Here is a 22464-nt window from a genome sequence, read left to right on the forward strand (position 1 = left end):
TTCACTGGCTTTTTACGGCTTCGCCGGCGGTTCGCCTGTTCCACCTGTTCCACCTGTTCCACCTGCCGGAGGCTCACCGGCCGGAGGTTCTCCGCCAGGCTCGCCGCCCGCGTCCGGCCCGCCGCCGCCCGGACCCCCACCGGAGCCGCCGTCCGGAGCGCTGCCTCCGGTCGGCTCGGTCCGGGTATCAACGCCTGCGGTCAGGGACACGGAGTATCCCTTCGCCACGCTGCCGGTGACGGAGGCAAGCTGGCTGGCGCCGCCGTCGTCACCGAAGACGTTGTCGCTGTCCAGCGTGATCTGAGCGAGGTTCCGGACTGACGCCTCGTAGCCGGCGGTGGCATACACTGTGTCGCACACGTCCTGTGGCAGCGCGACCTGGGAGGTGGCAACCGCGTTTGTGGAGTCCGTGATGGAGGCCTCGTCAGGGTAGACCTCAAAGTGGATGTGCGGCCAGCGCCCGCTGTAGCAGGCCGGGAAGATGCTGGTGAAGCGGACCTTGCCGTCTGTATCGGCGATCTGGACGCCCCGCAGGTAGTTCTGGTCCTCGACCCCCTCGGAATACATCGAGTAGAGGCCCTCGCGGGTGCAGTGCCAGACGTAGACTGCGACGCCGGCGAAAGGCGCCCCGCCGTTGGCCAGATCGGTGATGGTCAGCTCCAGGTCCATGGGGATGCCCTCCGCCGTGCCTTCGGACTCACCGAAACTCGACCGGATGTCACTGCGGACGATTCCGCTTTCTTCCAGGACGTCCGGCCCGTTGGACCCGTCGCCGGGATACGGTCCGGCTGTTTCATCGGGGATCTCGCCATCGCTGGTTCCGGTTCCCGGCTCGGATGCACCGCAGGCGGCCAGGCCCAGGGTGACGGCGCCGATTCCGAACGCCTTCAGCACACCGCGGCGCTGCAGCAGGGTCCCGACGTCGAACCCCAGCCCCTGGTCCTCAAGGTCTTCGTCCGGACGGGGCAGCGCACGGCCCTGATAAAGGTGGGTCTGTTCGGTAGTCGGACTCTGTTCAGCTTCGCGGTGACGCATGTTTCCTCCTTGGCTTGGCAGCGTTTCGCCAAGTCGAGGGTAGGCCCGCTTTCTATACCGAAGCTGTGCCAACCGTGGAGGTTTGCCCGTCCGGCAGGCGCCTGGGGCGGCTACGGATAGAGCGAATCAACCAGCGCCAGTCCGCGCTTGGCCCAGGCGATTTCCTGCTCCGCCCGGGCGGTGAGGCCCTCATAGGTGAACCGTTTGAAGGCGGCAACGCGCTGATGGTCCGTGGACGGGACGGTGGACAGGCGCCGGTTGAGCATGTCCGAGGTGCCGCCGTCGATCTCCTCGATCTTTTGCTGCCACTGCAGCAGCCGGGCACCGTAATGCTCAATGTGGGCGTGGAGCTGGCTCCGGGCGGCGTCCGGGTCGGCCCATTCAAGGTACGCCGCTTTCAGGTGCATGGGATCCCGCTCGCGGGGATAGTCCAGCTGGGTGTTGACCCAGGTGCGGAAGGCTTCGCGGCCGGAATCCGTGACGTGGTACTGGCGTTTGCGTCCCTTGGTTCCCCACGGGACTTCCTCACCTTCGAGCAGGCCGTCCCGTTCCATCCGCCGCAGCTCCGGGTAAATCTGGGAGTCCGGGGCATGCCAGACGTAGCCCACGGAGGACTCGAACTGCTTGTACAGGTCGTACCCGGTCATGGGTTCGACGTTCAGCAGTGCCAGCAGCGCGTAACGAAGGCTCACTGTGGCCTTTCTGGAGAAGCGGACCCTTGCCTAACCACTATAGGCATAGGTAATGTGCCTTACGTCACTAACTATCTATGGAGATAGTTAGTTTGGAGCGGCACCGAGGATGATGCCGCGAGGAAGGAAAGCCATGACCGCCGTCTCCACCACCAGTTCCACCACCAATAAGGTGCTGGGCTATCCGCTCAATGCCTGGTACGTGGCAGCCTGGGACCACGAGGTGACCCGCAAGCCGATGGCCCGGCGCATCGCCGACCGCCCGCTGGCGCTCTACCGGACGGAGGACGGCAAGGCCGTAGCCCTCGCGGATGCCTGCTGGCACCGCCTGGCGCCGCTGTCCATGGGTAAAACCATGGGCCGGGACGGCATTCAGTGCCCGTACCACGGGATCGTCTACAACTCCGCGGGACGCTGCGTTTCGATGCCCGCCCAGGAAACAATCAACCCCAGCGCCACGGTACCGTCCTTCCCTGTCGTTGAGCGCTACCGCTATGTGTGGGTCTGGCTCGGCGACCCCACGCTCGCCGATCCGGACCTTGTCCCGGACATGCACCAGCTGTCCTCGCCCGAGTGGGCCGGCGACGGGCAGACCATCTTCGCCCCGTGCAACTACCAGCTGGTGCTCGATAACCTGATGGACCTCACCCATGAGGAGTTCGTCCATTCCTCCTCGATCGGCCAGGAGGAACTCAGCGAATCCGAATTTGTCGTTTCACATGACGATGACACGGTGACGGTCTCGCGCTGGATGCTGAACATCGATCCACCGCCCTTCTGGCTGAAGAACATGCGGGACAAGTTCCCCGATTTCGAGGGCAAGGTGGACCGCTGGCAGATCATCACCTTCCGCGCGCCGTCGACCATCAATATTGACGTCGGTGTCGCCAAAGCCGGCACCGGCGCTCCGGAGGGTGACCGCAGCCAGGGAGTGAACGGCTTCGTGATGAACACCATTTCTCCGGAAACCGCCAAGACCTGCCACTATTTCTGGGCCTTTATGCGCAATTACCGGCTGGACAGCCAGCTCATCACCACCCAGCTGCGGGACGGCGTCCACGGGGTCTTCGGCGAGGATGAGGAGATGCTCTCCGCCCAGCAGGCCGCGATCGACGCCAACCCGGACTACGAGTTCTACAACCTGAACATCGATGCCGGCGGTATGTGGGTCCGGCGGCTGATCGAACGCCGCCTGGCTGCCGAGGGCCGCCTGCCTTCAGCGGACACCCCCGCTCCGGCGGAACGCTAAGGCCATGGCAGCTACGAACACCGAGGTTTGGCAGCGCGCCGTCGTTACCGAAACCCGTGACGCAGCGGACGGGATCCGCCGCGTGGTCCTTGCCCCGTCCCTGCCCCGCCAGGCGGAGCCGGGTTCCCATATTGACCTGATGGTCACCATCGACGAGGAGCGCCAGCGGCGCTCCTATTCGGTGGTGGAGTCCGGCGACGACGGCGCGTCCCTGGCCATCTCCGTCTTCCGCACCCCCACCTCCCGGGGAGGTTCCGTGTTTATGCACGGGCTCGTCCCGGGAGATGAACTTGAAATCACCCAGCCGCTGCAGAATTTTCCGCTGCGGGTCGGGGCGCCAAGCTATCTCCTGCTGGCCGGCGGCGTCGGGATCACGGCGATCCTGAACATGGCGCGGACGCTGAAAAACGTGAAGGCGGACTACCGCCTGGTCTACGCCGGACGCCAGCGCAGTGCCATGGCCTACCTCGCTGAGCTGCAGGCCGAGCACGGCGACGCGCTGCAGGTCCATGTCGATTCCGAAGGCACAGCGCTCTCCGTGCCGGACCTGGTTGGGGGTATCGGGGACGGCACGGAACTCTACATGTGCGGGCCCATCCGGCTGATGGACGCGGTGCGCCGCAGCTGGCGGGAACGCGAACTGGATGCCTCCAGCCTGCGCTATGAGACCTTCGGCAACTCGGGCTGGTACGACCCGGAAGAATTCATTGTCCGGGTGCCCCGGCTGGGCCTGGAAACCCGGGTGGGGCAGGGCCGGTCCATGCTGGAGGCGCTCGAGGAAGCCGGCGCGGACATGATGTTCGACTGCCGGAAGGGCGAGTGCGGGCTGTGCGAGGTCCGGATCCTGGGTCTCGACGGCGCAGTGGACCACCGGGACGTTTTCTACAGCGAACGCCAGCAGCGGGCCCGGGAGAAGATGTGCTGCTGCGTCTCCCGCGCAGTGACAGCGCCGACGGGGAAGCACGGGGATGCAGACCCGCGCCGGGGCCCCGCCATCGTTACCATCGACCTCTCCTGAGCGGCTGTGAGAACCCTTACGATGTTCGCAATAATGGTTAGCCGAAGCGGCACGAAATCTCGCTGTCGTATAGATTGAAATGAGCATTCCGCATAACGGAATGGTCGGTGAGTCACCGAATTACCTTGAGGGGACCCCGCCCTCAACTGAGAGGCTGCATAAATGAGCGTCAGTGAAGACCGAACGGATATCCTCAGCGGGCTGACAAGCCAGCTGCCGGACCGTGACCCGGAAGAAACCGCAGAATGGATTGAATCCCTGGATGAGCTGATCCGCTCGCAGGGTACCGAGCGGGCGCAGTTCATCATGCGTTCCCTGCTCCAGCGGGCAGGCTCCCGCTCCGTCGGCGTCCCCATGGTGACCACCACCGACTACGTCAACACCATCCCGGTGGACCAGGAACCCGAGTTCCCCGGCGATGAGGAAGTTGAACGCCGCTACCGTGCCTGGCTGCGCTGGAACGCTGCGATCATGGTCCACCGCGCCCAGCGCCCCGGCATCGGCGTCGGCGGCCACATCTCCACCTACGCAGGAGCCGCGACCCTGTACGAAGTGGGCATGAACCACTTCTTCCGCGGCAAGGACCACCCCGGCGGCGGCGACCAGGTCTACTTCCAGGGCCATGCCTCCCCCGGCGTCTACGCCCGGGCCTTCCTCGAGGGCCGGCTGTCCGAAGAGGACATGGACGGGTTCCGGCAGGAGAAGTCCCGCGAGGGACACGCCCTGTCCTCCTACCCGCACCCGCGGAACATGCCCGATTTCTGGGAATTCCCGACCGTGTCCATGGGCATCGGCCCGATGAACGCGATCTACCAGGCGCAGTCCAACCGCTACTTGCAGAACCGCGGGCTCAAGGACACCTCCGACCAGCATGTCTGGGCGTTCCTGGGCGACGGCGAAATGGACGAGCCGGAATCGCGCGGCCTGCTCCAGCTCGCGGCGAATGACAAGCTCGATAACCTCACGTTCGTGGTGAACTGCAACCTGCAGCGCCTGGACGGTCCGGTGCGCGGCAACGGCAAGATCATGCAGGAACTCGAAGCGTTCTTCCGCGGTGCCGGCTGGAATGTCATCAAGGTTGTCTGGGGCCGGGAGTGGGACTCCCTGCTGGAGAAGGACAACGACGGCGCGCTGGTGGACATCATGAACTCCACCCTCGACGGCGATTACCAGACGTACAAGGCCGAGTCCGGCGGGTTCGTGCGGGAGCACTTCTTCGGCAAGACCCCGCAGACCAAGGACATGGTCGCTGACCTCTCGGACCAGGACATCTGGAACCTCAAGCGCGGCGGGCACGATTACCGCAAGGTCTACGCCGCGTACAAGGCTGCCACCGAGTTCAAGGGCAAGCCCACCGTGATCCTGGCGCACACGGTCAAGGGCTACGGCCTGGGCACGCATTTCGAGGGCCGTAACGCGACGCACCAGATGAAGAAGCTGACCCTGGATGACCTCAAGGCCTTCCGGGACCACCTGCGGATCCCGATCAGCGATGAGCAGCTCGAAGCCGATCCGTACCAGCCCCCGTACTTCCACCCCGGTGCTGATTCCCCCGAGATCAAGTACCTGCTCGAGCGCCGCCGCGAGCTCGGCGGCAACGTCCCCGAACGCCGTGAGCAGCACGCCCCGGTGAAGCTGCCGGATGCCTCCGCCTACGAGGTAGCCAACCGCGGCTCCGGCAAGCAGATGGCGGCCACCACCATGGCCTTCGTCCGGCTGCTCAAGGACCTGATGCGGGACAAGGAATTCGGCAAGCGCATTGTGCCGATCATTCCCGATGAGGCCCGGACCTTCGGCATGGACTCCTTCTTCCCCACCGCGAAGATCTACAACCCCAAGGGACAGAACTACCTCTCCGTGGACCGGGACCTCGTCCTGGCCTACAAGGAGTCCCCGCAGGGCCAGATTGTGCACGTGGGCATCAACGAAGCCGGTTCCATCGCGGCGTTCACCGCTGCCGGCAGTGCGTACGCCACCCACGGTGAACCGCTTATTCCGGTCTACGTGTTCTACTCGATGTTCGGTTTCCAGCGCACCGGCGACGCCATCTGGGCAGCAGCTGACCAGATGGCCCGCGGCTTCCTGATCTCCGCGACCGCAGGCCGCACCACCCTGACCGGTGAGGGCCTGCAGCACGCCGACGGCCACTCTCCGATCCTGGCCTCCACCAACCCCGCGGTGAAGACCTACGATCCGGCCTACGGATACGAGATCGGGCACATCATGCGCCACGGCCTCGAAGAGATGTATGGACCGGATTCCAAGGATCCGAACCTGATTTACAACATCATGGTCTACAACGAGCCGATCCTTCAGCCCAAGGCACCGGAGAACCTGGACGTGGAAGGTGTCATCAAGGGCATCTACCGGGTTTCAGCTTCCGAGGCGCAGGGCCCCAAGGCCCAGCTTCTGGCCTCCGGTGTGGCTGTTCCCTGGGCCGTGGAAGCCCAGAAGCTGCTCGCCGAGGACTGGGGAGTTTCCGCCGATGTCTGGTCCGTGACCTCCTGGAACGAGCTGCGCCGGGACGGCCTGGCCGCCGAGGAAGAAGCCTTCCTCAACCCGGATGCCGAGCCGCGCGTGCCGTTCGTGACCCAGCAGCTCGCTGGCGCTGAAGGGCCGATCGTGGCATCGACCGATTACATGAAGGCTGTTCCGGACCAGATCCGGCAGTTCGTGCCGAACGAGTTTGCGACCCTGGGTGCCGATGACTTCGGTTTTGCCGACACCCGTGCCGCGGCCCGCCGGTACTTCAAGATCGACAGCCACTCCATGGTGGTCCGCACCCTGCAGCTGCTCGCAGCCCGCGGCGAGGTGGATGCCGAGGCTCCCCGCCTGGCCATGAAGAAGTACGATCTGCTGAACGTCAATGCAGGCACCAGCGGCAACACCGGCGGCGACGCCTAGCATTACCTGTAAACGAGAGAAGGGCCGGACACCGCGAGGCGTCCGGCCCTTCTGCCGTAGGTGCCCTGCTGTGAAAATCTCAGCGGGCCGCAGCCAGGTCCTCGGAAATGGTCCGCGCTGCAGCTTTGAGCAGCGGCACCGCCCGCCGCCCGAAGGCGTCGTCCACGCGGGAGATGGGTCCGGAGACGGAGACGGCCGTCGGAGTAGGCGCACCGGGAACGGCCACGGCGAAGCAGCGGACGCCCAGTTCCTGCTCCTCTTCATCGATCGAGAAGCCGCGGCTGCGGATGGCGGCCAGGTCCGCGAGGAGCTCCTCAATGGTGCCCAGGCTCGCCGGTGTAGCCGGGGGAAGCCCCGAGCGGGCAGCGATTCCGCGGACCTGATCGTCCGGCAGCTGGGCCAGGATGGCCTTTCCGACGCCGGTGGCATGGCTGTGCGCCCGGCGTCCGACTTCCGTGAAAGTGCGCATGGAATGCCTGGACGGCGCCTGGGCAATGTAGAGGACCCGGTCTGAATCCAGGACCGCCATGTTTGCGGTCTCGCCGAGCTCATCCACCAACTGTTTAAGGACCGGTGTCGCCAGGGCACCGAGCTGCTTGCTTGCTCCCTCGCCGAGCCTGATCAGGCGTGGTCCCAGGGCGTAGCGGCGGTTGGGCAGCTGCCGGGCATACCCCAGTCCCACCAGCGTGCGCAGCAGCCGGTGGATGGTGGGAAGCGGCAGTTCGGCGCTTCCCGCCAGTTCACTGAGCGTCGCCGATCCCCCGGCGTCGGTAATGAGTTCCAACAACTCGAAAACACGCTCGACGGATTGGACGCCGCTTCCGGCAGTTCGCTCGGCCATCAATTGGCCCTCCCGCAGTAGTTCAACAGTGGAATATCGCTGGAATATCGCATCGCGGAAGCCTGCTTCCGGTATCCACACCGTAGCGCCACCCGGGATCGGATGGCCAGCCTTTTAGGACTGAATCGGAGAATTGGGCTCAACCCTTGCCATTCCACATTGCAAACAATAATATCCATAATACGGAATACAAGCGGTGCCGGATGTGATACCGGAAGTGATACTGCCAGGAAATCATCTGGCGGCGGGAAGGGAACGATATGAAGGTTGAGCATACCCGCATCTCCCCCGCTGCCGATTCCGCCACGCACATCGGCGCAGCCCTGGAGGCTACCGCCAATCAGGAGGAACCGGCAGCATGAGCCAGCCCAAAACAGGAACCCGGTCAGCTTTCCAAGCTGAGGACTACACCCGGATCGCCGAGTCGCTGCGGTCCACGGATGAGCTGCTGGCTGCCGGTTACCCCGGGGACGACGGATCCCGCCAGCCGGTACACACGGTCTACGTCCCCGCGGACACGTTCACGCCGGATCTGGGCGCCGAATGGGGCCGGCTGGCACTGGCAGCGGCAGCGGCCCAGGGCGGGCTGGAGCAGCTGGCCGAACGCCTTGGCCTGGATAACCCGGCGACCCTCGCCGCGCTGGTGGCAGCCAAACTTTCCGCAGAACCGATCGAAGACCTGCGCCTCGATTTCGAGGACGGTTACGGCGCCCGTCCGGACGCCGAAGAGGACGCTCACGCCATCGCAGCCGGCAGGAACATCGCCCAGGCTGCCGCAGCCGGAACCACTCCCCCTTTTATTGGGATCCGGTTCAAATCCCTCGAAGCAGCCACGCGGGACCGCGGGCTGCGGACCCTGGACCTCTTTCTTTCCTCCCTGTTGGAAGGCGCCGCTGCCGGTTCCAGCCCGCACGCTTCCGCCCTGCCGGGCCCGGTCCTGCCGGACGGCTTGATCCTCACTCTGCCTAAGGTCAGCACCGTGGCGCAGGTCGAGGCCATGGCGTATGCCTGCGGCCGGTTGGAGGAAGCCCACGGACTGCCGGGCGGACGCCTGCGCTTTGAGGTCCAGATGGAAACCCCGCAGCTGATCCTGGGCGCGGACGGCACGGTTCCGGTGGCCCAGCTGCTTCATGCCGGCGGCGGCCGCGTCAGCGCCCTGCACTATGGCACGTATGACTACAGTGCGGCCCTCGGCATCGCCGCTGCGCACCAGTCCATGGAGCACCCAGCGGCGGACTATGCCAAGGCCGTAATGCTGGTGGCCGCTGCGGGCACCGGTGTACGCCTCTCCGATGGTTCCACGAACGTCCTTCCGATCGGTGACCCGGAAAACATCCACCGCGCCTGGGCGCTGCACGCGAGGCTGGTTGCCCGGTCCTTGGCGGCCGGCTACTACCAGGGCTGGGACCTGCACGCTGCGCAGCTGCCCACCCGGTTCCTGGCCACCTACGGCTTCTACCGAAGCGGCTTCGATGCGGCCGCCCTGCGCTTAAAGAACTACGTGCACAAGCTCGAGAGCACCATCCTCGATGAGCCCGCGACCGCCCGGGCCCTGGCCCGGTTCATCCACCGCGGGCTAGCCTGTGGCGCCCTCACCGAAGCCGAAGTCACGGATGCCGCCGGAGTCACCCCAGAGGAGCTGGCCCGGCTTGCCCACCCCCAGGCCCCCAACAGAAGCGGAAGCAATCAGTGAACCCCAGGTACTACTCTCCCGAAGCGGGGCTGCCGCCCCAGACCGCCCTGCTCTCAGACCGCGCAGTGGTGACCGAGGCGTACACCGTGATTCCCCGCGGTGTGCTGCGGGACATCGTCACGAGCGTCCTGCCGGACTGGAGCGGCACCCGCGCCTGGATCCTGAACCGGCCGGTCGCCGGAGGAGCCACAACATTCGCGCAGTACCTGATGGAGGTGGCTCCCGGCGGCGGCTCCCGGAATCCGGAACCGCAGTCCACGGTGGAGTCCTTCGTGTTTGTGCTCGACGGCGGTTCCCTGGCCGTGACCATCGACGGCGAACGGCATGAGCTCGCTCCCGGGGGCTTCGCCTATCTGCCTCCGGCTATTGTCTGGGAAGCCGCCAACAACGGCACCGAGCCTGCCCGCTTCCAGTGGATCCGGAAGGCCTACGAACCGTTGGCCGGGCACCTGCCGAAGGTCGTCGTCGGCCATGAAAGTGACATTGAGCCGGCGGGCATGGCCGGTACGGACAACAAGTGGCGGACCACCCGGATGCTGCCTGTGGACGATCTGGCCTATGACATGCACATCAATGTGGTCACGTTCGAGCCCGGAGCCTCCATTCCCTTCGCCGAAACGCATGTGATGGAACACGGCCTGTACGTCCTGGAGGGGAAGGCCGTCTACCGCCTGAACGAGGACTGGGTGGAGGTCCAGGAGGGGGACTACATGTCCCTGCGGGCCTTCTGTCCGCAGGCCTGTTATGCCGGAGGTCCGTCCAACTTCAGATACCTGCTGTACAAGGACGTCAACCGCCAGATCCTGCTGTGACCAGCCAGCCTGCAGCTCCGGCGGCTTCCCCTGTTCCAGCGGAAGACGGCTGGAGCGTGAACTGCTCGATCCTGCTGACTGATCTGCCTCTGCTGGAGCGGCCTGCCGCCGCGGCGGAAGCCGGTTTTGGGGCGGTGGAGTTCTGGTGGCCGTTCGATTCGGCGGTACCGGATGATGTGGCAGTGGATGCCTTCCTGCGGTCCATCTCAGATGCCGGGGTGAAGCTGACCGCGCTTAATTTCTATGCCGGAGACATGTCCGCGGGCGAGCGCGGGGTGCTGTCTTCGCCGTCGCGCACCAAGGAATTCCGGGCCAGTCTGGATACCGCCGTGGGCATCGCGCGTCTGACCGGCTGCACTGGATTCAACGCGCTCTACGGGATCCGCCAGACCGGCATTTCCGAGGCTGAACAGGATTCCACGGCCGTGGAAAACCTGATGATAGCGGCCGACGCCGTTGCCCACCTGGGCGGAACGGTGCTGGTGGAACCGCTCAGCGGGATTCCGGGCTATCCGCTGCGGACAGCGGCGGACGCCTTCGCCGTCGTCGACCGGGTGCGGGAGGGTGGTATGCCGAACATCGCGCTCCTCGCCGACTTCTATCATCTGGCGGTCAACGGTGAGGACGTTCCGGCGCTGATCGCCGAACATGCCACCGCCTTCGGCCATATCCAGGTTGCCGATGCCCCGGGACGCGGCGTGCCCGGAACCGGCGGACTGCCGATCGCCCGCTGGATCCTTGCCGCCCGGATGGCCGGCTATACCGGCCACATCGGACTCGAATACCAAAGTCCCAGTGCGGAGGCCTTTGCCTGGCTGCAGCTGCCTGCCTCCGACTGGACCGATTTAAAGGAGCACATCGCATGACTGATTCCGATTTTGACCTGGTTCTGCGTGGGAATCGGGTTTACGCCGGCGCCGGAACAGGAGCCTGGGAAGTGGGGGTCCGCGGCGGCAGTGTTGCCGCCGTCGTGCCCCTGGGCACCGGCCTGACCGGGGACCGGGTGATTGAACTCGCCGACGACGAGGCGCTGATCCCGGGTCTGGTGGACTCGCACGTCCACGTCAACGAGCCCGGCCGCACTGAGTGGGAAGGTTTTGCCTCAGCCACCCGTGCGGCGGCTGCCGGCGGCGTCACGACGATTATCGATATGCCCCTGAACTCGATCCCGCCGACTGTGTCCGTGGAGGCCCTCGAGGTTAAGCAGCAAGCTGCTGCGGGCCAGGCGTTTGTGGACGTCGGGTTCTGGGGTGGAGCTGTGCCCGGCAACACCGGAGACCTTCGCCCGCTGCATGAAGCCGGAGTTTTTGGCTTCAAGTGCTTTCTGCTGCATTCCGGGGTTGATGAGTTTCCTCAGCTGGAGCCGGAGGAGATGGAAAAGGACCTGGCCGAGCTGGCGTCCTTTGATTCGCTGCTGATTGTTCATGCCGAGGATTCGCAGGTGATTGCTGACGCGCCGGAGCCCACGGGTCCGGAATACGCCGGATTCCTCGCATCGCGGCCGCGTTCAGCGGAGAACAAAGCCATTGCCCAGGTGATTGATGCTGCCCGGCGGACCCGGGGGCGGGCACACATCCTGCACCTCTCCTCTGCCGATGCACTGCCGCTGATTTCTGCTGCCAAACGGGAAGGGATCCGGCTGACGGTGGAGACCTGCCCGCACTATCTGACACTGCTGGCGGAGGAAATCCCCGACGGAGCGACGGCGTTCAAGTGCTGCCCGCCGATCCGGGAAGCCTCCAACCGCGAGCTTCTCTGGCAGGGACTGCAGGACGGGACGATCGACTTCATCGTTTCGGACCACTCCCCCAGCACCCTGGACCTGAAAGATCTGGAACACGGCGACTTCGGCGTCGCCTGGGGCGGAGTCTCCTCCCTGCAGCTGGGACTGTCCCTGATCTGGACCGAGGCCCGCCGCCGGGGGATCCCCCTGGAAACGGTGCTGGACTGGATGTCCCGCCGGCCTGCCGAACTGGCCGGGCTGGAGCAGAAGGGCCGGCTGGAGGTGGGTGCAGACGCTGACTTCTCCGTGTTCGCTCCCGAGGACACGTTTGTGGTCGAAACAGCCAAGCTGCATCACAAGAACCCCATCACTCCGTATGCCGGCAAGGAACTGACCGGTTCCGTCCGGCGGACCTTCCTGCGGGGTGCTGAAGTGGCTGGGGTTGAACCGACCGGCAGGCTGCTGCGGCGGGGGTGACAGGTTCGGGGCGGGGCTGGGTCGGGTGGGGAACACCAGCCCCACCCCGTATGAGCCATAGACCGAACTGCCGCGGGTAACCCGGCCTATCGAGACCGGGTCCGCAGCGGAAGCCGCCGCAGCTCGACGTCGACGTTTTGTCCCGAAATCTCCGCGGTCATGTAGGTACAGAACGGCTGGCGGCGGCGGTCGGTGGGCGAGCCCGGATTCAGCAGCCGCAGGCCGCCGGGGGAAGTACTGTCCCAGGGGATGTGGCTGTGGCCAAAGACCAGCAGATCGGTCTCCGGAAAGGCTTGTTCCATCCGGGCTTCCCGGCCTTTGGCCGTGCCGGTTTCATGCACGACGGCGAGGCGCACCTGCTCGACCGTGGCCCGCGCAATCTCCGGCAGCCTGGCCCGCAGTGCCGGTCCGTCGTTGTTGCCCCAGCAGGCCAGCAGCGCTTCGGAGCGCGCCTGCAGTTCGTCGAGCAGTTCTTCGCTGACCCAGTCGCCGGCGTGGACCACCAGGTCGGCGGCCTCGACGGCGTCCCAGACGTCCTGCGGCAGGGCCTTCGCCCGCAGCGGCAGGTGGGTATCAGCCAGCAGCACCAGGCGCGTCGTCATCGGGGGTCCCTTCATCCGGTTCCTCTTATTCTGGTGCGTCCCTCTGCACCCTCTTCCCCGAGGCTAGCCCGTGCCGCAGCTCCCGTGTGGTGCGCCAAGCCTCCGCAGGCCTCGGCGGGATACGGTATTTCAGGAAGCAACGCCGATTCACACCGCACAGGGAGAACCTCATGACCACCACCTGGACGGCCCGTCCCGAGACCCCAGCCGACACCGCTGCCGTCCGCACCGTCAACGAAGCAGCTTTCCCCACCCCGGCGGAAGCCGATCTGGTCGACGCCCTGCGCGCCGATCCCAGTGCGTGGATCGACGGGCTCTCCTACGTGGCAGCTGCGCCCGACGGGACCGTGGTTGCCCACGCGCTGCTCACCCGCTGCCGGGTCGGCGGCAAACCCGCGCTTGCGCTGGCCCCCTGTGCGGTCCTCCCGGATTACCAGCGGCAGGGGGCCGGAGGCGCCGCAATCCGGGGAGCGCTGGATGCCGCCCGGGAACTGGGCGAGAACCTGGTGGTGGTCCTCGGTCATGCCGGGTATTACCCGCGGTTCGGGTTTACACCGGCGTCCCGGCTGGGCATCGAAGCACCGTTCGAGGTCCCGGACGAGGCCCTGATGGCCCTGCAGCTAAACCCCGGCGGGCCGCTCCCCTCCGGAATGATCGAGTACCCGGCAGCCTTCGGGGTCTAGGTGCCGCGGCGGGCAGCTAAGCGCCGCGGCGGGCAATGACAGCAGCATGCGGCCGGTGTCCGGGGCCAGTGCGGGTCTCACCGGCGACGGCGGTAAAACCGGCCGCTTCGAGCAGCCGCGTGAACTCTTGGACGGGCCATGAATAGGCAGGGGTGACCTGGTGCGGGAACTCTTGGATTGCAGGGCTTTCGAAAAAGCCGGCCAGGAGACTTCCACCCGGGCGGATGCAGCGCGCCATTTCCGCCAAGACCCCGGGAACGTCGTCGGGCACCACATGGATCAGCGAATACCAGGCGAGGATTCCCCCAAGGCCTTCGTCAGCCACCCCGATATCCCGTGCCGAGGCGACCCGGAAGGGTATCTCCGGGAAGTGCGCCCTCGCATGGCCGATAAAGGAAGGCACCAGATCGATCCCTTCGACATCGAGACCCTGGTCGGCGAGGTATTTCGTCCAGTGCCCAGGTCCGCAGCCAGCGTCGATCACGGGCCCTGCCAGTGAGGCGGCCCAACCTGCCACGAATTTCCGGTCGGCGGGATGGGTGGCATCGACGGACCCGAAAGCCTCGGCATACTCGGCTGCCCGCAGTGAGTATGCAGCCTCAACCATGCTTTCGCTCATCCGTCCCGCCTCAGAGTCCCACCCGGACCGGAGCGGACGATCCGTCGGCGTAGGTCACCATCAATTCGACGCCTTCACCATCATGGTCGGTGTCGTAGTCCTGCAGCTCATCTCCGGGGAACCAGAGCACAAACTGCCCCTTGGAGACGCTCCCGATGACTTCTCCCTCGGCCTGGCTCAGGTAGGAAACGCCGACGACGTCGGAGCCTGCAGCACCGGCCACCATGGAGAGGCTGCCCGCAGGGGTCGTCCCCGTTCCCATCCCCATTGCCAGCAGGCCGCGTGGATCCAACGCAGCAGCTCCTAATGCTCTTCCGGAATATCCGAAAGCGCCACCAGAGAGCCACCCGTCGGTGACGCACATGGCCGAGAATCCGTCGTCGCCGGTCAGCATCACTGTGGTCCAGTCGCCGCGCCGCTCGGCAATGGCCACTTCAGGCTTTGCGGCTCCGGACGTCTCTCCGTGCCCCTCCCAGGACCGGCAGTCATCCCCGGCCTTCGCGCTGGCGGCCGGGGAGAGGGTCGTTGGAACGGCGGTCCAGGTGGCGTAGGCCGGGTCGCCGCCGCTGAGAGCGGGAAGCGCGATCAGGCCTGCGGTGACTGCCGCGGCCGCACCGATCAGTACACCGCGGCGGACTTTCCGGTGTACCTTCCGCGGGGGCAGTGGGCGGAGGTTCTGCGCGTCCCTGGGTGCCGGAGCAGCAGCCGGGCCATCCGGGAACGCCTGGCCAGCCGGATCAGCCGCAAGAATGCGCTCGAGGTCGGTGCGGGCCCGCGCGGTGCCGCCGGAGGCAGCGGCGTCAGCTGGATCAAGGGTCCGCAGCAGCATGTCGGTCTGGTCGTCTCGGATCATGGTGTTCGTGTCCTTCCAGAAACGGGCTGCGGCGCACCTGACGACGCCGGGAGGTGGTCGAGCAGGAGCCTCAGCGCCCGGCGGGCGCGGGTGAGCCGGATTCGGTAGGCGACCGGGGAAATCCCAAGAACGGCTGCGGCCTGCGGGCCGGTGAGGACTTCGAAAACGGCCAGTCCCAGGACCTCCTGGTGCACTTCGGACAGGCGGCGCCAGGCCCGCGCCAGATCGATCCGGCTCGTCGCCAGATCAATGTCCACACTGGAGGCAGCCACGTCAAAAGCATCGACGAGGCGCAGGCCGAGCGCTTCCCGGCGCTGCTCACCGCGCCGGGTGTTCAGCAGGATGTTGCGGCTGATGCCGAAGATCCATGCCCGTGCGTCTCCAGCAGCTGCGGGCAGATCATCCAGCCGCCGCCACACCACAAGGAAGGTGTCGGCAGCAATGTCTTCCGCCCGGTCGGGAGAGGTACGGCGCTGCACAAACCGGATCAGCTCCGGATACACCGACGCGTACAGCGCCCTGAAGGTCTGCTCCCGGTCGGGAGTCTGGTCCCGGCCGGGAGGGCCTGAAAAGTGGGTCATACCCTGTACCTGTCCGGAAGCGGGTGCAGTGTTTCACGGCAGCACCAAGAATTATCCGGCCACCCGGAAAACCCGCCGCCGGAAACCGGCGGTCAGGCCTGCAGTGCAGCCAACTCCCCGCGCAGCCGGGCCACGTGGCCGGAGGGACTCACACCGTATTCGGCCGTGAGAACCTTCCCATCCCGGTCCACGGTCACGGTGGAGCGGAGGATGCCCATGGACTTGTTGCCGCCGAAGTTCCGCTCCCCGTAGGCGCCGTAGGCCTGGACCACGGCAAGGTCCGGATCGGAGAGCAGCGGAAAGGTCAGCGCCTGGTCGCGGATGAACTCCTGGATCGCCTCGGGACCGTCAGGTGAGATGCCGACGACGTCGTATCCGTCCTGCTGCAGCGCAGCCAGGTTGTCGCGGAAGTCGCAGGCCTCGGTGGTGCAGCCGGGCGTTCCGGCCTGCGGATAGAAGTAGACCACTACCCGGCGGCCGGCATAGTCCGCGAGGGACACCTGCTTGCCGCTGGCATCGGGAAGGGAGAAGGCGGGGGCGGTGTCGCCCGGGGAAAGCTGGGTCATGGCAATCCTCAGAATGGATGGGTGTGGCGTCTGATGCTGCCAGTCTAGGTACATCTTCTCCAGACTGGACCGCAGCAGACGCCGATCCCGAAACCCTATTCGTCGTCGAAAGTATGCGCGAGCACCCAGGACGGGAAGGAGCTGATCTTCGCGTCAATGACCAGCGGAGTGCTGCGGTCCCCGTCGAGCCAGCCCTGCACACCGGCCAGGTCTGCCTCGTTCCGGACCGTGACTCCGGTGCAGCCGAAACCGCGGGCGATGGCTGCGATGTCGGTGTCCGGGAACTCCACGATGTCCAGCTGGTCGGTTTCGTGCACAAAATGGTGCACCTCGGCGCCGTACGCGTTGTCGTTGTAGACCACCACGATCATCGGCAGCTTCAGCCGGACTGCAGTGTCCAGCTCGGCCAGGCTCATCATAAAACCGCCGTCGCCCACCCCTGCGATGGCAATCCGGTCCGGATTGGCAATTCCGGCGCCAATCGCGGAGGACAGCGCCAGCCCGATCGACTGGAAGGCCAGCGGCAGGCAGTAGGCGCGGGCGTCCGGAACCTGGAAGAACATGGCCGGGTAGCCGTTGAAGTTGCCGCCGTCGGTCACCACCACGCGTTCCATCGGCACCAGGTCATTCAGCGCGATGGTCAGGGTGCGCGGATCGATCGTGTCCGCGGAGTCGATCGGGTCGAAGTCCACGTTGACCCATTCGCTGCCGGACTTGATCTGCTCCAGCACCGCGTCGCTGCGGTATCCGGCCGAAGCCGCACCCCGCGAAGCCAGCTCGCGGGTTACGGCCTGCGCTACCAGCGCCGAGTCGCCCAGGACGCCGAACTCGACGGGACGGTGGAAGCCGATCGCCTCCGGGCTCAGGTCCACCTGCACTACCCGGCTGCCGGCCAGGAGCGAGCCGCTGCGCGAGGTCCAGCGGTTGAGGCTGGCACCAAAGGCCACCACGACGTCGGCGCCCTGGATCAGTTCGGCGGTCACCGGTGTGGAGAAGCCGCCCATCACGTCCAGGTACCAGGCGTTGCCCGCGAAAATGCCGCGCCCGACGGCGGAAGTCGTCAGCAGCGCGCCGGTCTGCTCTGCCAGTGCCTCGATTTCGGCGCGGGCGGCCATGGCTCCGCGGCCGGCCACCAGCACGGGACGCTCTGCCGAGGCGAGCAGGTCCGCCAGCTGCTGAACGCTTTCGGGCGAGGGGCCGGGAACCAGGGTGGGTGCAACCGCCGGGACGTCCGCCAGGGAGAACTCGAGTTCCTCCTCCTGCACGTCGAGGGCAATACTCAGCAGGACGGTGCGCCGTTCGTCGCGGGCCAACCGGAAGGCTCGGACGACGTCGGCGACGGCGGTTACGGCTGAGTGGACACGCTCGGCGACTGCCCCGACAGACTCGGCCGCGGCGTCCTGGTCGATCCAGAAGTTCGAGGTCTTCTGGGTGGGCGGGGTGTCGCCGGAGAGCACGATCACCGGGGTGCGGCTCTTGGCAGCTTCACCGATGCCGGTCATGGCGTTGGTCAGGCCGCAGCCCTGGTGCACGCTGACCACGGAGACCTCTCCGGTGGCGCGTGAGTAGGCGTCCGCCATGCAGGCCGCCCCCATCTCATGCCGGGTGGCGGTGAAGCTGGCGCCGCCGTTGACCAGGGCGTTGGTGAAGTGGAAGTTTCCGCTGCCGGTCACTCCGAATACCTGCCGCACGCCCAGCTCGGCCAGGGTCCGTCCTACTGCTTCAGCTACCTTCATGGGTCTTCCTTCATTCGCTCTGTGTCCTGCGTCTCACTAGCGAGTGTAGGAGGACCCTAAACATAAAACGACTGAATTTTATGACTAGATACTATAAATGGTGTCTATAGCTTGCCGAGCGGCTCGGTGATCAGGGCGTTCCGGAGCATCGACCCGAACCAGTCCAGGGCCGGCGTGCGGCGTCCCTGCTGCGGCAGGTGCAGCCGCACCTCGATGGGTTCGACGTCGAAGGGAAGGTCAACCAGCTGCAGCGGCCAGCTGCCGATCCAGCCTGCAGCCATGCTTTCCGGCACGATCGCCATCAGCCCGGATTCAGAGATGATCTGCGGCAGCACGGAAAAGTGCCGGACCCGGACCCGGGTGCGCCGCGAGATGCCTAGTTCTTCCATCCGTTCCTCGGCGGCCTGGTGTCCGGTGCTGCGGGCAACCTCCACATGGCCGGCAGCCAGGAACTCCTCCATGGACAGCGTGCCCGTACCAGCCAGCGGAAAGTCCCGGCGCAGCAGGCCAACGTAGCGTTCGCGCTTCAGCAGCAGGCTCTCGAATCCGCCGGCCAGCGGCCAGGACGCGATCGCGGCGTCCACTGTGCCGCGTTCCAGCCATTCGGCCACCGCGGCAATGTCCATGGGAACGACGTCGAGGTCCACCCCCGGGGCCGCCTCCGCCAGGTGCCGGAGCACAGCGGGCAGGAAGCCCAGCTCCCCCAAGTCGGAGAGGCAGAGCCGGAACCGGCGGGTGGACGTGGCCGGGTCGAAGCTGCGGGAGCGTTCGGTAAGCGACTCGAGGCGCTCCAGCGCCTCCCGGCAGTCGGGAAAGATCTCATCGGCCAGCGCCGTGGGCCGCATCCGTCCGCCGGACCTGACGAATAAATCATCCGCGAACTCGGTGCGCAGCCGGGCCAGGGAATGGCTGACCGAAGGCTGCGTGACGAACAGGGCACGCGCCGTCGTCGTCAGGCTGCCCGTCTCATACACGGAGACGAAGGTGCGCAGCAGGTTCAAGTCCATCCGCTCATCTTTGCATCTGCGGGGCGGGCAGCGGGCCAGGCCGCCGGCCGGGGCCCGGCGGGGGCCCCGGCCGGATCAGGCGGTGTAGTCCCGGCGCAGGTCCTTCTTGCGGATCTTGCCGCTGGCCGTGCGGGGCAGATCCTCCACCACCACTACAGACTTCGGAATCTTGTAGCGTGCCAGGCGCCCGTCGAGGTGGGCGTGCACCTCCGCCGGGTCAAGGGTGAAGCCCCCGCGCAGGGTGATGACCGCCTTAGGAACCTCGCCCCATTTCTCGTCGGGCACCCCGATCACGGCGACACCGCTGACGGCGTCGAGTTCACTGATAATCTGCTCCACTTCGGCGGGGTAGATGTTCTCGCCGCCGGAAATGATCATGTCCTTCAACCGGTCGGAAATGAACAGGAAACCCTCGCCGTCGAAATAGCCCATGTCCCCGGACCGGAACCAGGTCCCGCCGGTAAAGGAGGATTCGGTGGCGTCCGGCCGGTTCCAGTAGGACGTGATGACGTTGGGTCCGCTGATCTGGACCTCGCCCACTTCTCCCGGAGCGGCGGGTGACCCGTCCGGGTTCGCCACGCGGACGGATGTGAAGAAGTGCGGAAGTCCGGCCGAACCGGCCTTCTCCCGGGACCACTTGGGCGGCAGTGCAGTGGCGCCGGGCGCGGTTTCGGTCATGCCGTAGCCGTTGGAGAAGCCGAGGCCGCGTTCCTCGTACGCGTCAATGACCCGCAGCGGAACGGCCGAGCCGCCGCAGGTGAGCTTGCGCAGCGAACTGATGTCCCGTTTAGCCCAGTCGGGGTGCTCGCAGAGCAGCTGGTAGGTGGTGGGGACTCCGCTGATGAACGTCGCCTGGTACTTTTCGATCAGTTCCAGCGTCCGTCCCGGTTCAAAACGGGTTTCCAGGATGACGGCGGCTCCCTTGAGCAGGTTGGGCAGCACGCCCATATCCAGCGAGGCCACGTGGAACAACGGGGAAATCATCAGGGCGACGTCATCTCCCGCGACGTCGTAGTCCACCAGCACGTTGAAGCAGTTCCAGGCCAGGTTGGCGTGGGTGAGCAGCGCACCCTTGGGCTGCCCGGTGGTCCCGGACGTGTACAGGATGATCGCCCCGTCCTCCAGGGTGACTGCTGCGTCCGGAAAGCCGCCGGAACCTGCGGCCAGGGAGGCCTCGTACGGCTGAACCGGCACCGCGCCGGCGTCGGATAGAGGGGCTGCGGTTCCGTCGTCAACCAGCAGGCGGAGTTCGACGGCGGTCCCCTGCGAACCGCGGACGGCCAGTTCATCGAGGGCCAAGGTGTTCACCAGGATGAGGCTGCCCGAATCCTGCAGGGCGAACTGGATTTCCGGCGGAGCCAGCCGGGTGTTGAGCGGAACAAAAACTGCGCCGAGGGATCCGGCGGCAAAGAAGGTCTCCAGGAAGGCGGGGTGATTGTCCCCGAGGAAGGCCACCCGCGTACCGTGCTCCACCCCGTTGGCGCGCAGCACGGCCGCCAGCCGGTTGATCCGCTCGTCGAGTTCGGCGTAGCTGGTCCGTTCGTCCCGGAAGATCAGTGCGGTCTTCGAACCGGATTTGACGCGCTGACGGTGGATCCATGAACCCAGGCCCTGGTTCTGCATTTCCTCAGACATCCTTCTTTGTCATACCTAAAGTCATTGCGGAGCCGGTGGCCTGCCTGCATATGGCAGGGCGGGCAGGCCACCGGGGGTGTTGCTGGGAGGTGCTGCTACTGGACGGTCATGGCAGCCAGGTCGGGTGCCTTCTCCACGAACTTGTACTTGAGCATCAGCTCGCCGAGGCTGGTGAGCTGCTCGGTGCGCAGTTCGGCGTCGTACTGCTCCATCTTGAGCTTCGCCGCGACCTCTGCCGGCATCGTCATGAAGTCCGGCAGGGTTGCCTTGACGTCGTCGATGTTTGCTTCGGCCTCCACGAGCAGCTCTTCCATGGCGTCCTTGAACTTCTGGACGGTTTCCGGGTTCTGCTCGGCGTAGTTGCCGGAGGTGAAGGAGACCATGGTGGGCATGCCCGGGATGACTTCCTGGTTGGAGTAGCCCACCAGAACGTTGTCCGGGTTGGCGAGGGCCTTGCTGAGGAAGGGCTCCGGAATCCAGATGGCGTCCGTGTTGCCCAGCTCCAGCTGTGCTTCCATGTCCGGGAACGGCATCTCGGAGAAGCTGATCGCACTGGGATCGGCTCCGGCGATGGACGCTGCTTCCATGATGGTCAGGTCGCCCTGGGTGTTGATGGCGTTGACGCTCGCCGTTTTTCCTGCCAGATCGGCGAAGCTGGTGATGCCGGAGTCCGCGCGGGCGACCACACCGTTGATGTCCTCACCCTCCGCGTAGGAGTTGGAATAACCCGTGACAATCTTCATGTCCAGGCCCTTGTCCTTGGCCACCATCACGGTCAGCGGGTTGCCCACGGCGAAGTTCATGTCTCCGGTGGAAACGGCCGGGAGCATGGCGGCGCCGCCCTGCCCGGTCTGGAGTTCGACGTCGAGTCCGTGCTTCTCGAAGATGCCTTCCTCAATGCCGTAGTGCATGGCTGCGGAGGGCGCGATCGCCAGGACGCCGACCACGATCTTCTCGAGCTCGCCGCTGCCTGCAGACTCCGACGGCGACGCAGTCGGAGAGCTGGAAGCGCTGCCGGACAGACTGCCGCCGCCGCAGCCGGCCAGCGCCAGTGACGCCACAGCGCCGAGTGCGAAGGCCTTGGCGACCTTGCTGGTAATGAAGTGCCTCATGACTTTCCTCTTCCTTGAGGGGAGAAATGGATACTGCAGGTGTGGTGCTGGTACTGCTGTGCTGCCCGGTCCCCGGTCCGCGGAGGGGGCCAGGGACGGGAGCCTTGTTACGCCGGAGACTAGGCGTAGAACCTGGCGAGGAACTCGGCGATCACGGCGGGCCGTTCTTCGCCTTCGATCTCGATTTTGTTGGAGGTCTTGATCTGCACCCCGCCTTTAACCTCGGTGACCTCGGCAATCACCGAGTGCAGGCGGACCTTGGCGCCAACCTTGACGGGGTTGGTGAAACGCACCCGGTCCAGGCCGTAGTTGACCTTGGTCTTGACGCCTTCGACGTCGAAGAGCTGGCTCCAGAGGGGAATGATCAGGGAGAGGGTCAGGAACCCGTGGGCGATCGGCGCGCCGAACGGTCCGTCCTTGGCCTTCTCCGGATCGGTGTGGATCCACTGGTGGTCATCGGTGGCATCCGCGAAGGTATTGATCTGGTCCTGGGTGATTTCGATGTAGTCGGTGTAGCCCAGGTCCTTGCCAACAAGTCCGGCGAGTTCTTCAAAAGTGACAACGGTAGCGCTCATGTGGTTTTCCTGTGTTCTCTCAGTTTTCAGCTAATTACTTTGATTCCGCGG

General features: G+C 65.7%; 21 protein-coding genes. 8 read left to right on the forward strand and 13 right to left on the reverse strand.

What is annotated here, in order from left to right:
• Positions 1–12 precede the first annotated feature (12 nt).
• Both AL3_RS03930 and AL3_RS03935 read right to left on the reverse strand, forming a co-directional pair.
• Positions 13–1035 (reverse strand): intradiol ring-cleavage dioxygenase, encoded by a 1023-nt coding sequence (locus tag AL3_RS03930; protein ID WP_066296806.1) that lies wholly within the window; start codon positions 1033–1035, stop codon positions 13–15.
• 110 nt (positions 1036–1145) lie between these two features.
• Entirely contained in the window at positions 1146–1727 is a 582-nt protein-coding gene (locus AL3_RS03935; RefSeq protein WP_066296810.1) for a PadR family transcriptional regulator, read from the reverse strand.
• Positions 1728–1860: 133 nt separating this feature from the next.
• Here AL3_RS03935 and AL3_RS03940 point away from each other — a divergent pair, with 133 nt between their 5' ends.
• From AL3_RS03940 to aceE, 3 genes are all read left to right on the forward strand, one after another.
• Positions 1861–2976, forward strand: a complete 1116-nt coding sequence (locus AL3_RS03940; protein ID WP_066296812.1) for an aromatic ring-hydroxylating oxygenase subunit alpha — start codon at positions 1861–1863, stop codon at positions 2974–2976.
• 4 nt (positions 2977–2980) lie between these two features.
• Positions 2981–3994 (forward strand): PDR/VanB family oxidoreductase, encoded by a 1014-nt coding sequence (locus AL3_RS03945; RefSeq protein ID WP_066296814.1) that lies wholly within the window; start codon positions 2981–2983, stop codon positions 3992–3994.
• Positions 3995–4156: 162 nt separating this feature from the next.
• A complete protein-coding gene (gene aceE, locus AL3_RS03950) occupies positions 4157–6898 on the forward strand; it encodes a pyruvate dehydrogenase (acetyl-transferring), homodimeric type (RefSeq protein ID WP_066296816.1) in 2742 nt (913 codons plus the stop codon).
• A gap of 79 nt (positions 6899–6977) precedes the next feature.
• On the opposite strand, the gene AL3_RS03955 is transcribed toward aceE, so the two are convergent.
• Positions 6978–7739 (reverse strand): IclR family transcriptional regulator, encoded by a 762-nt coding sequence (locus AL3_RS03955; protein WP_066296818.1) that lies wholly within the window; start codon positions 7737–7739, stop codon positions 6978–6980.
• A gap of 358 nt (positions 7740–8097) precedes the next feature.
• On the opposite strand from AL3_RS03955, the gene AL3_RS03960 reads away from it, so the two are divergent.
• Genes AL3_RS03960 through allB form a run of 4 tightly spaced genes read left to right on the forward strand, consistent with a single transcriptional unit; the run spans position 8098 to position 12444 of the window.
• Positions 8098–9432 carry a DUF6986 family protein gene (locus tag AL3_RS03960; protein ID WP_151723875.1) on the forward strand — a complete coding sequence of 445 codons (1335 nt, stop codon included), beginning with the start codon at positions 8098–8100 and terminating at the stop codon, positions 9430–9432.
• Positions 9429–10244 (forward strand): bifunctional allantoicase/(S)-ureidoglycine aminohydrolase, encoded by an 816-nt coding sequence (locus AL3_RS03965; RefSeq protein WP_066296824.1) that lies wholly within the window; start codon positions 9429–9431, stop codon positions 10242–10244. Before AL3_RS03960 ends, AL3_RS03965 begins: the two co-directional genes overlap by 4 nt.
• The gene (locus tag AL3_RS03970; RefSeq protein WP_066296826.1) at positions 10241–11110 is read left to right on the forward strand and encodes a hydroxypyruvate isomerase family protein; all 870 of its coding nucleotides are present in this window, start codon (positions 10241–10243) and stop codon (positions 11108–11110) included. Before AL3_RS03965 ends, AL3_RS03970 begins: the two co-directional genes overlap by 4 nt.
• Positions 11107–12444 (forward strand): allantoinase AllB, encoded by a 1338-nt coding sequence (allB, locus tag AL3_RS03975; protein ID WP_066296828.1) that lies wholly within the window; start codon positions 11107–11109, stop codon positions 12442–12444. Before AL3_RS03970 ends, allB begins: the two co-directional genes overlap by 4 nt.
• A gap of 86 nt (positions 12445–12530) precedes the next feature.
• Here allB and AL3_RS03980 read toward each other — a convergent pair whose 3' ends face one another.
• Positions 12531–13046, reverse strand: a complete 516-nt coding sequence (locus tag AL3_RS03980; protein ID WP_066297134.1) for a metallophosphoesterase family protein — start codon at positions 13044–13046, stop codon at positions 12531–12533.
• A 170-nt stretch (positions 13047–13216) separates the two neighbouring features.
• Between AL3_RS03980 and AL3_RS03985 the strand changes: the two genes are divergently transcribed.
• Positions 13217–13729, forward strand: coding sequence for a GNAT family N-acetyltransferase (locus AL3_RS03985; RefSeq protein ID WP_066296834.1), 513 nt, complete (start codon positions 13217–13219; stop codon positions 13727–13729).
• Between the two features lie 16 nt (positions 13730–13745).
• Here the strand turns inward: AL3_RS03985 and AL3_RS03990 are convergent, their stop codons facing one another.
• From AL3_RS03990 to AL3_RS04030, 9 genes are all read right to left on the reverse strand, one after another.
• Positions 13746–14348 (reverse strand): class I SAM-dependent methyltransferase, encoded by a 603-nt coding sequence (locus AL3_RS03990; protein ID WP_066296837.1) that lies wholly within the window; start codon positions 14346–14348, stop codon positions 13746–13748.
• Between the two features lie 10 nt (positions 14349–14358).
• Complete coding sequence (locus tag AL3_RS03995) at positions 14359–15201, reverse strand: hypothetical protein (protein WP_066296840.1); 843 nt, start codon at positions 15199–15201, stop codon at positions 14359–14361.
• Positions 15198–15782, reverse strand: a complete 585-nt coding sequence (locus tag AL3_RS04000; protein ID WP_066296843.1) for an RNA polymerase sigma factor — start codon at positions 15780–15782, stop codon at positions 15198–15200. The genes AL3_RS03995 and AL3_RS04000 overlap by 4 nt, the downstream gene beginning before the upstream one ends.
• A 92-nt stretch (positions 15783–15874) precedes the next feature.
• Positions 15875–16348, reverse strand: a complete 474-nt coding sequence (gene bcp / locus AL3_RS04005) for a thioredoxin-dependent thiol peroxidase (protein WP_066296853.1) — start codon at positions 16346–16348, stop codon at positions 15875–15877.
• A gap of 95 nt (positions 16349–16443) precedes the next feature.
• Complete coding sequence (locus AL3_RS04010; RefSeq protein WP_066296856.1) at positions 16444–18084, reverse strand: thiamine pyrophosphate-binding protein; 1641 nt, start codon at positions 18082–18084, stop codon at positions 16444–16446.
• A gap of 104 nt (positions 18085–18188) precedes the next feature.
• Positions 18189–19091, reverse strand: coding sequence for a LysR family transcriptional regulator (locus tag AL3_RS04015; protein ID WP_066296859.1), 903 nt, complete (start codon positions 19089–19091; stop codon positions 18189–18191).
• Between the two features lie 75 nt (positions 19092–19166).
• A complete protein-coding gene (locus AL3_RS04020) occupies positions 19167–20714 on the reverse strand; it encodes an acyl-CoA synthetase (RefSeq protein WP_066296864.1) in 1548 nt (515 codons plus the stop codon).
• A gap of 107 nt (positions 20715–20821) precedes the next feature.
• Positions 20822–21838 (reverse strand): ABC transporter substrate-binding protein, encoded by a 1017-nt coding sequence (locus AL3_RS04025; RefSeq protein WP_066296866.1) that lies wholly within the window; start codon positions 21836–21838, stop codon positions 20822–20824.
• Between the two features lie 119 nt (positions 21839–21957).
• Entirely contained in the window at positions 21958–22413 is a 456-nt protein-coding gene (locus AL3_RS04030; protein ID WP_066296869.1) for a MaoC family dehydratase, read from the reverse strand.
• Positions 22414–22464 lie beyond the last annotated feature (51 nt).

This window comes from Arthrobacter luteolus NBRC 107841, from assembly GCF_001552075.1.
Classification (GTDB): Bacteria; Actinomycetota; Actinomycetes; order Actinomycetales; family Micrococcaceae; genus Arthrobacter_B; species Arthrobacter_B luteolus.

Bases quoted from the DNA above. Each gene is read 5' to 3' on its own strand.
- AL3_RS03930 (WP_066296806.1), bottom strand. From the start codon at position 1,035: ATGCGTCACCGCGAAGCTGAACAGAGTCCGACTACCGAACAGACCCAC.
- AL3_RS03940 (WP_066296812.1), top strand. From the start codon at position 1,861: ATGACCGCCGTCTCCACCACCAGTTCCACCACCAATAAGGTGCTGGGC.
- AL3_RS03945 (WP_066296814.1), top strand. From the start codon at position 2,981: ATGGCAGCTACGAACACCGAGGTTTGGCAGCGCGCCGTCGTTACCGAA.
- aceE (WP_066296816.1), top strand. From the start codon at position 4,157: ATGAGCGTCAGTGAAGACCGAACGGATATCCTCAGCGGGCTGACAAGC.
- AL3_RS03955 (WP_066296818.1), bottom strand. From the start codon at position 7,739: ATGGCCGAGCGAACTGCCGGAAGCGGCGTCCAATCCGTCGAGCGTGTT.
- AL3_RS03960 (WP_151723875.1), top strand. From the start codon at position 8,098: ATGAGCCAGCCCAAAACAGGAACCCGGTCAGCTTTCCAAGCTGAGGAC.
- allB (WP_066296828.1), top strand. From the start codon at position 11,107: ATGACTGATTCCGATTTTGACCTGGTTCTGCGTGGGAATCGGGTTTAC.
- AL3_RS03980 (WP_066297134.1), bottom strand. From the start codon at position 13,046: ATGACGACGCGCCTGGTGCTGCTGGCTGATACCCACCTGCCGCTGCGG.
- AL3_RS03985 (WP_066296834.1), top strand. From the start codon at position 13,217: ATGACCACCACCTGGACGGCCCGTCCCGAGACCCCAGCCGACACCGCT.
- AL3_RS03990 (WP_066296837.1), bottom strand. From the start codon at position 14,348: ATGAGCGAAAGCATGGTTGAGGCTGCATACTCACTGCGGGCAGCCGAG.
- AL3_RS03995 (WP_066296840.1), bottom strand. From the start codon at position 15,201: ATGATCCGAGACGACCAGACCGACATGCTGCTGCGGACCCTTGATCCA.
- AL3_RS04000 (WP_066296843.1), bottom strand. From the start codon at position 15,782: ATGACCCACTTTTCAGGCCCTCCCGGCCGGGACCAGACTCCCGACCGG.
- bcp (WP_066296853.1), bottom strand. From the start codon at position 16,348: ATGACCCAGCTTTCCCCGGGCGACACCGCCCCCGCCTTCTCCCTTCCC.
- AL3_RS04010 (WP_066296856.1), bottom strand. From the start codon at position 18,084: ATGAAGGTAGCTGAAGCAGTAGGACGGACCCTGGCCGAGCTGGGCGTG.
- AL3_RS04015 (WP_066296859.1), bottom strand. From the start codon at position 19,091: ATGGACTTGAACCTGCTGCGCACCTTCGTCTCCGTGTATGAGACGGGC.
- AL3_RS04020 (WP_066296864.1), bottom strand. From the start codon at position 20,714: ATGCAGAACCAGGGCCTGGGTTCATGGATCCACCGTCAGCGCGTCAAA.
- AL3_RS04025 (WP_066296866.1), bottom strand. From the start codon at position 21,838: ATGAGGCACTTCATTACCAGCAAGGTCGCCAAGGCCTTCGCACTCGGC.
- AL3_RS04030 (WP_066296869.1), bottom strand. From the start codon at position 22,413: ATGAGCGCTACCGTTGTCACTTTTGAAGAACTCGCCGGACTTGTTGGC.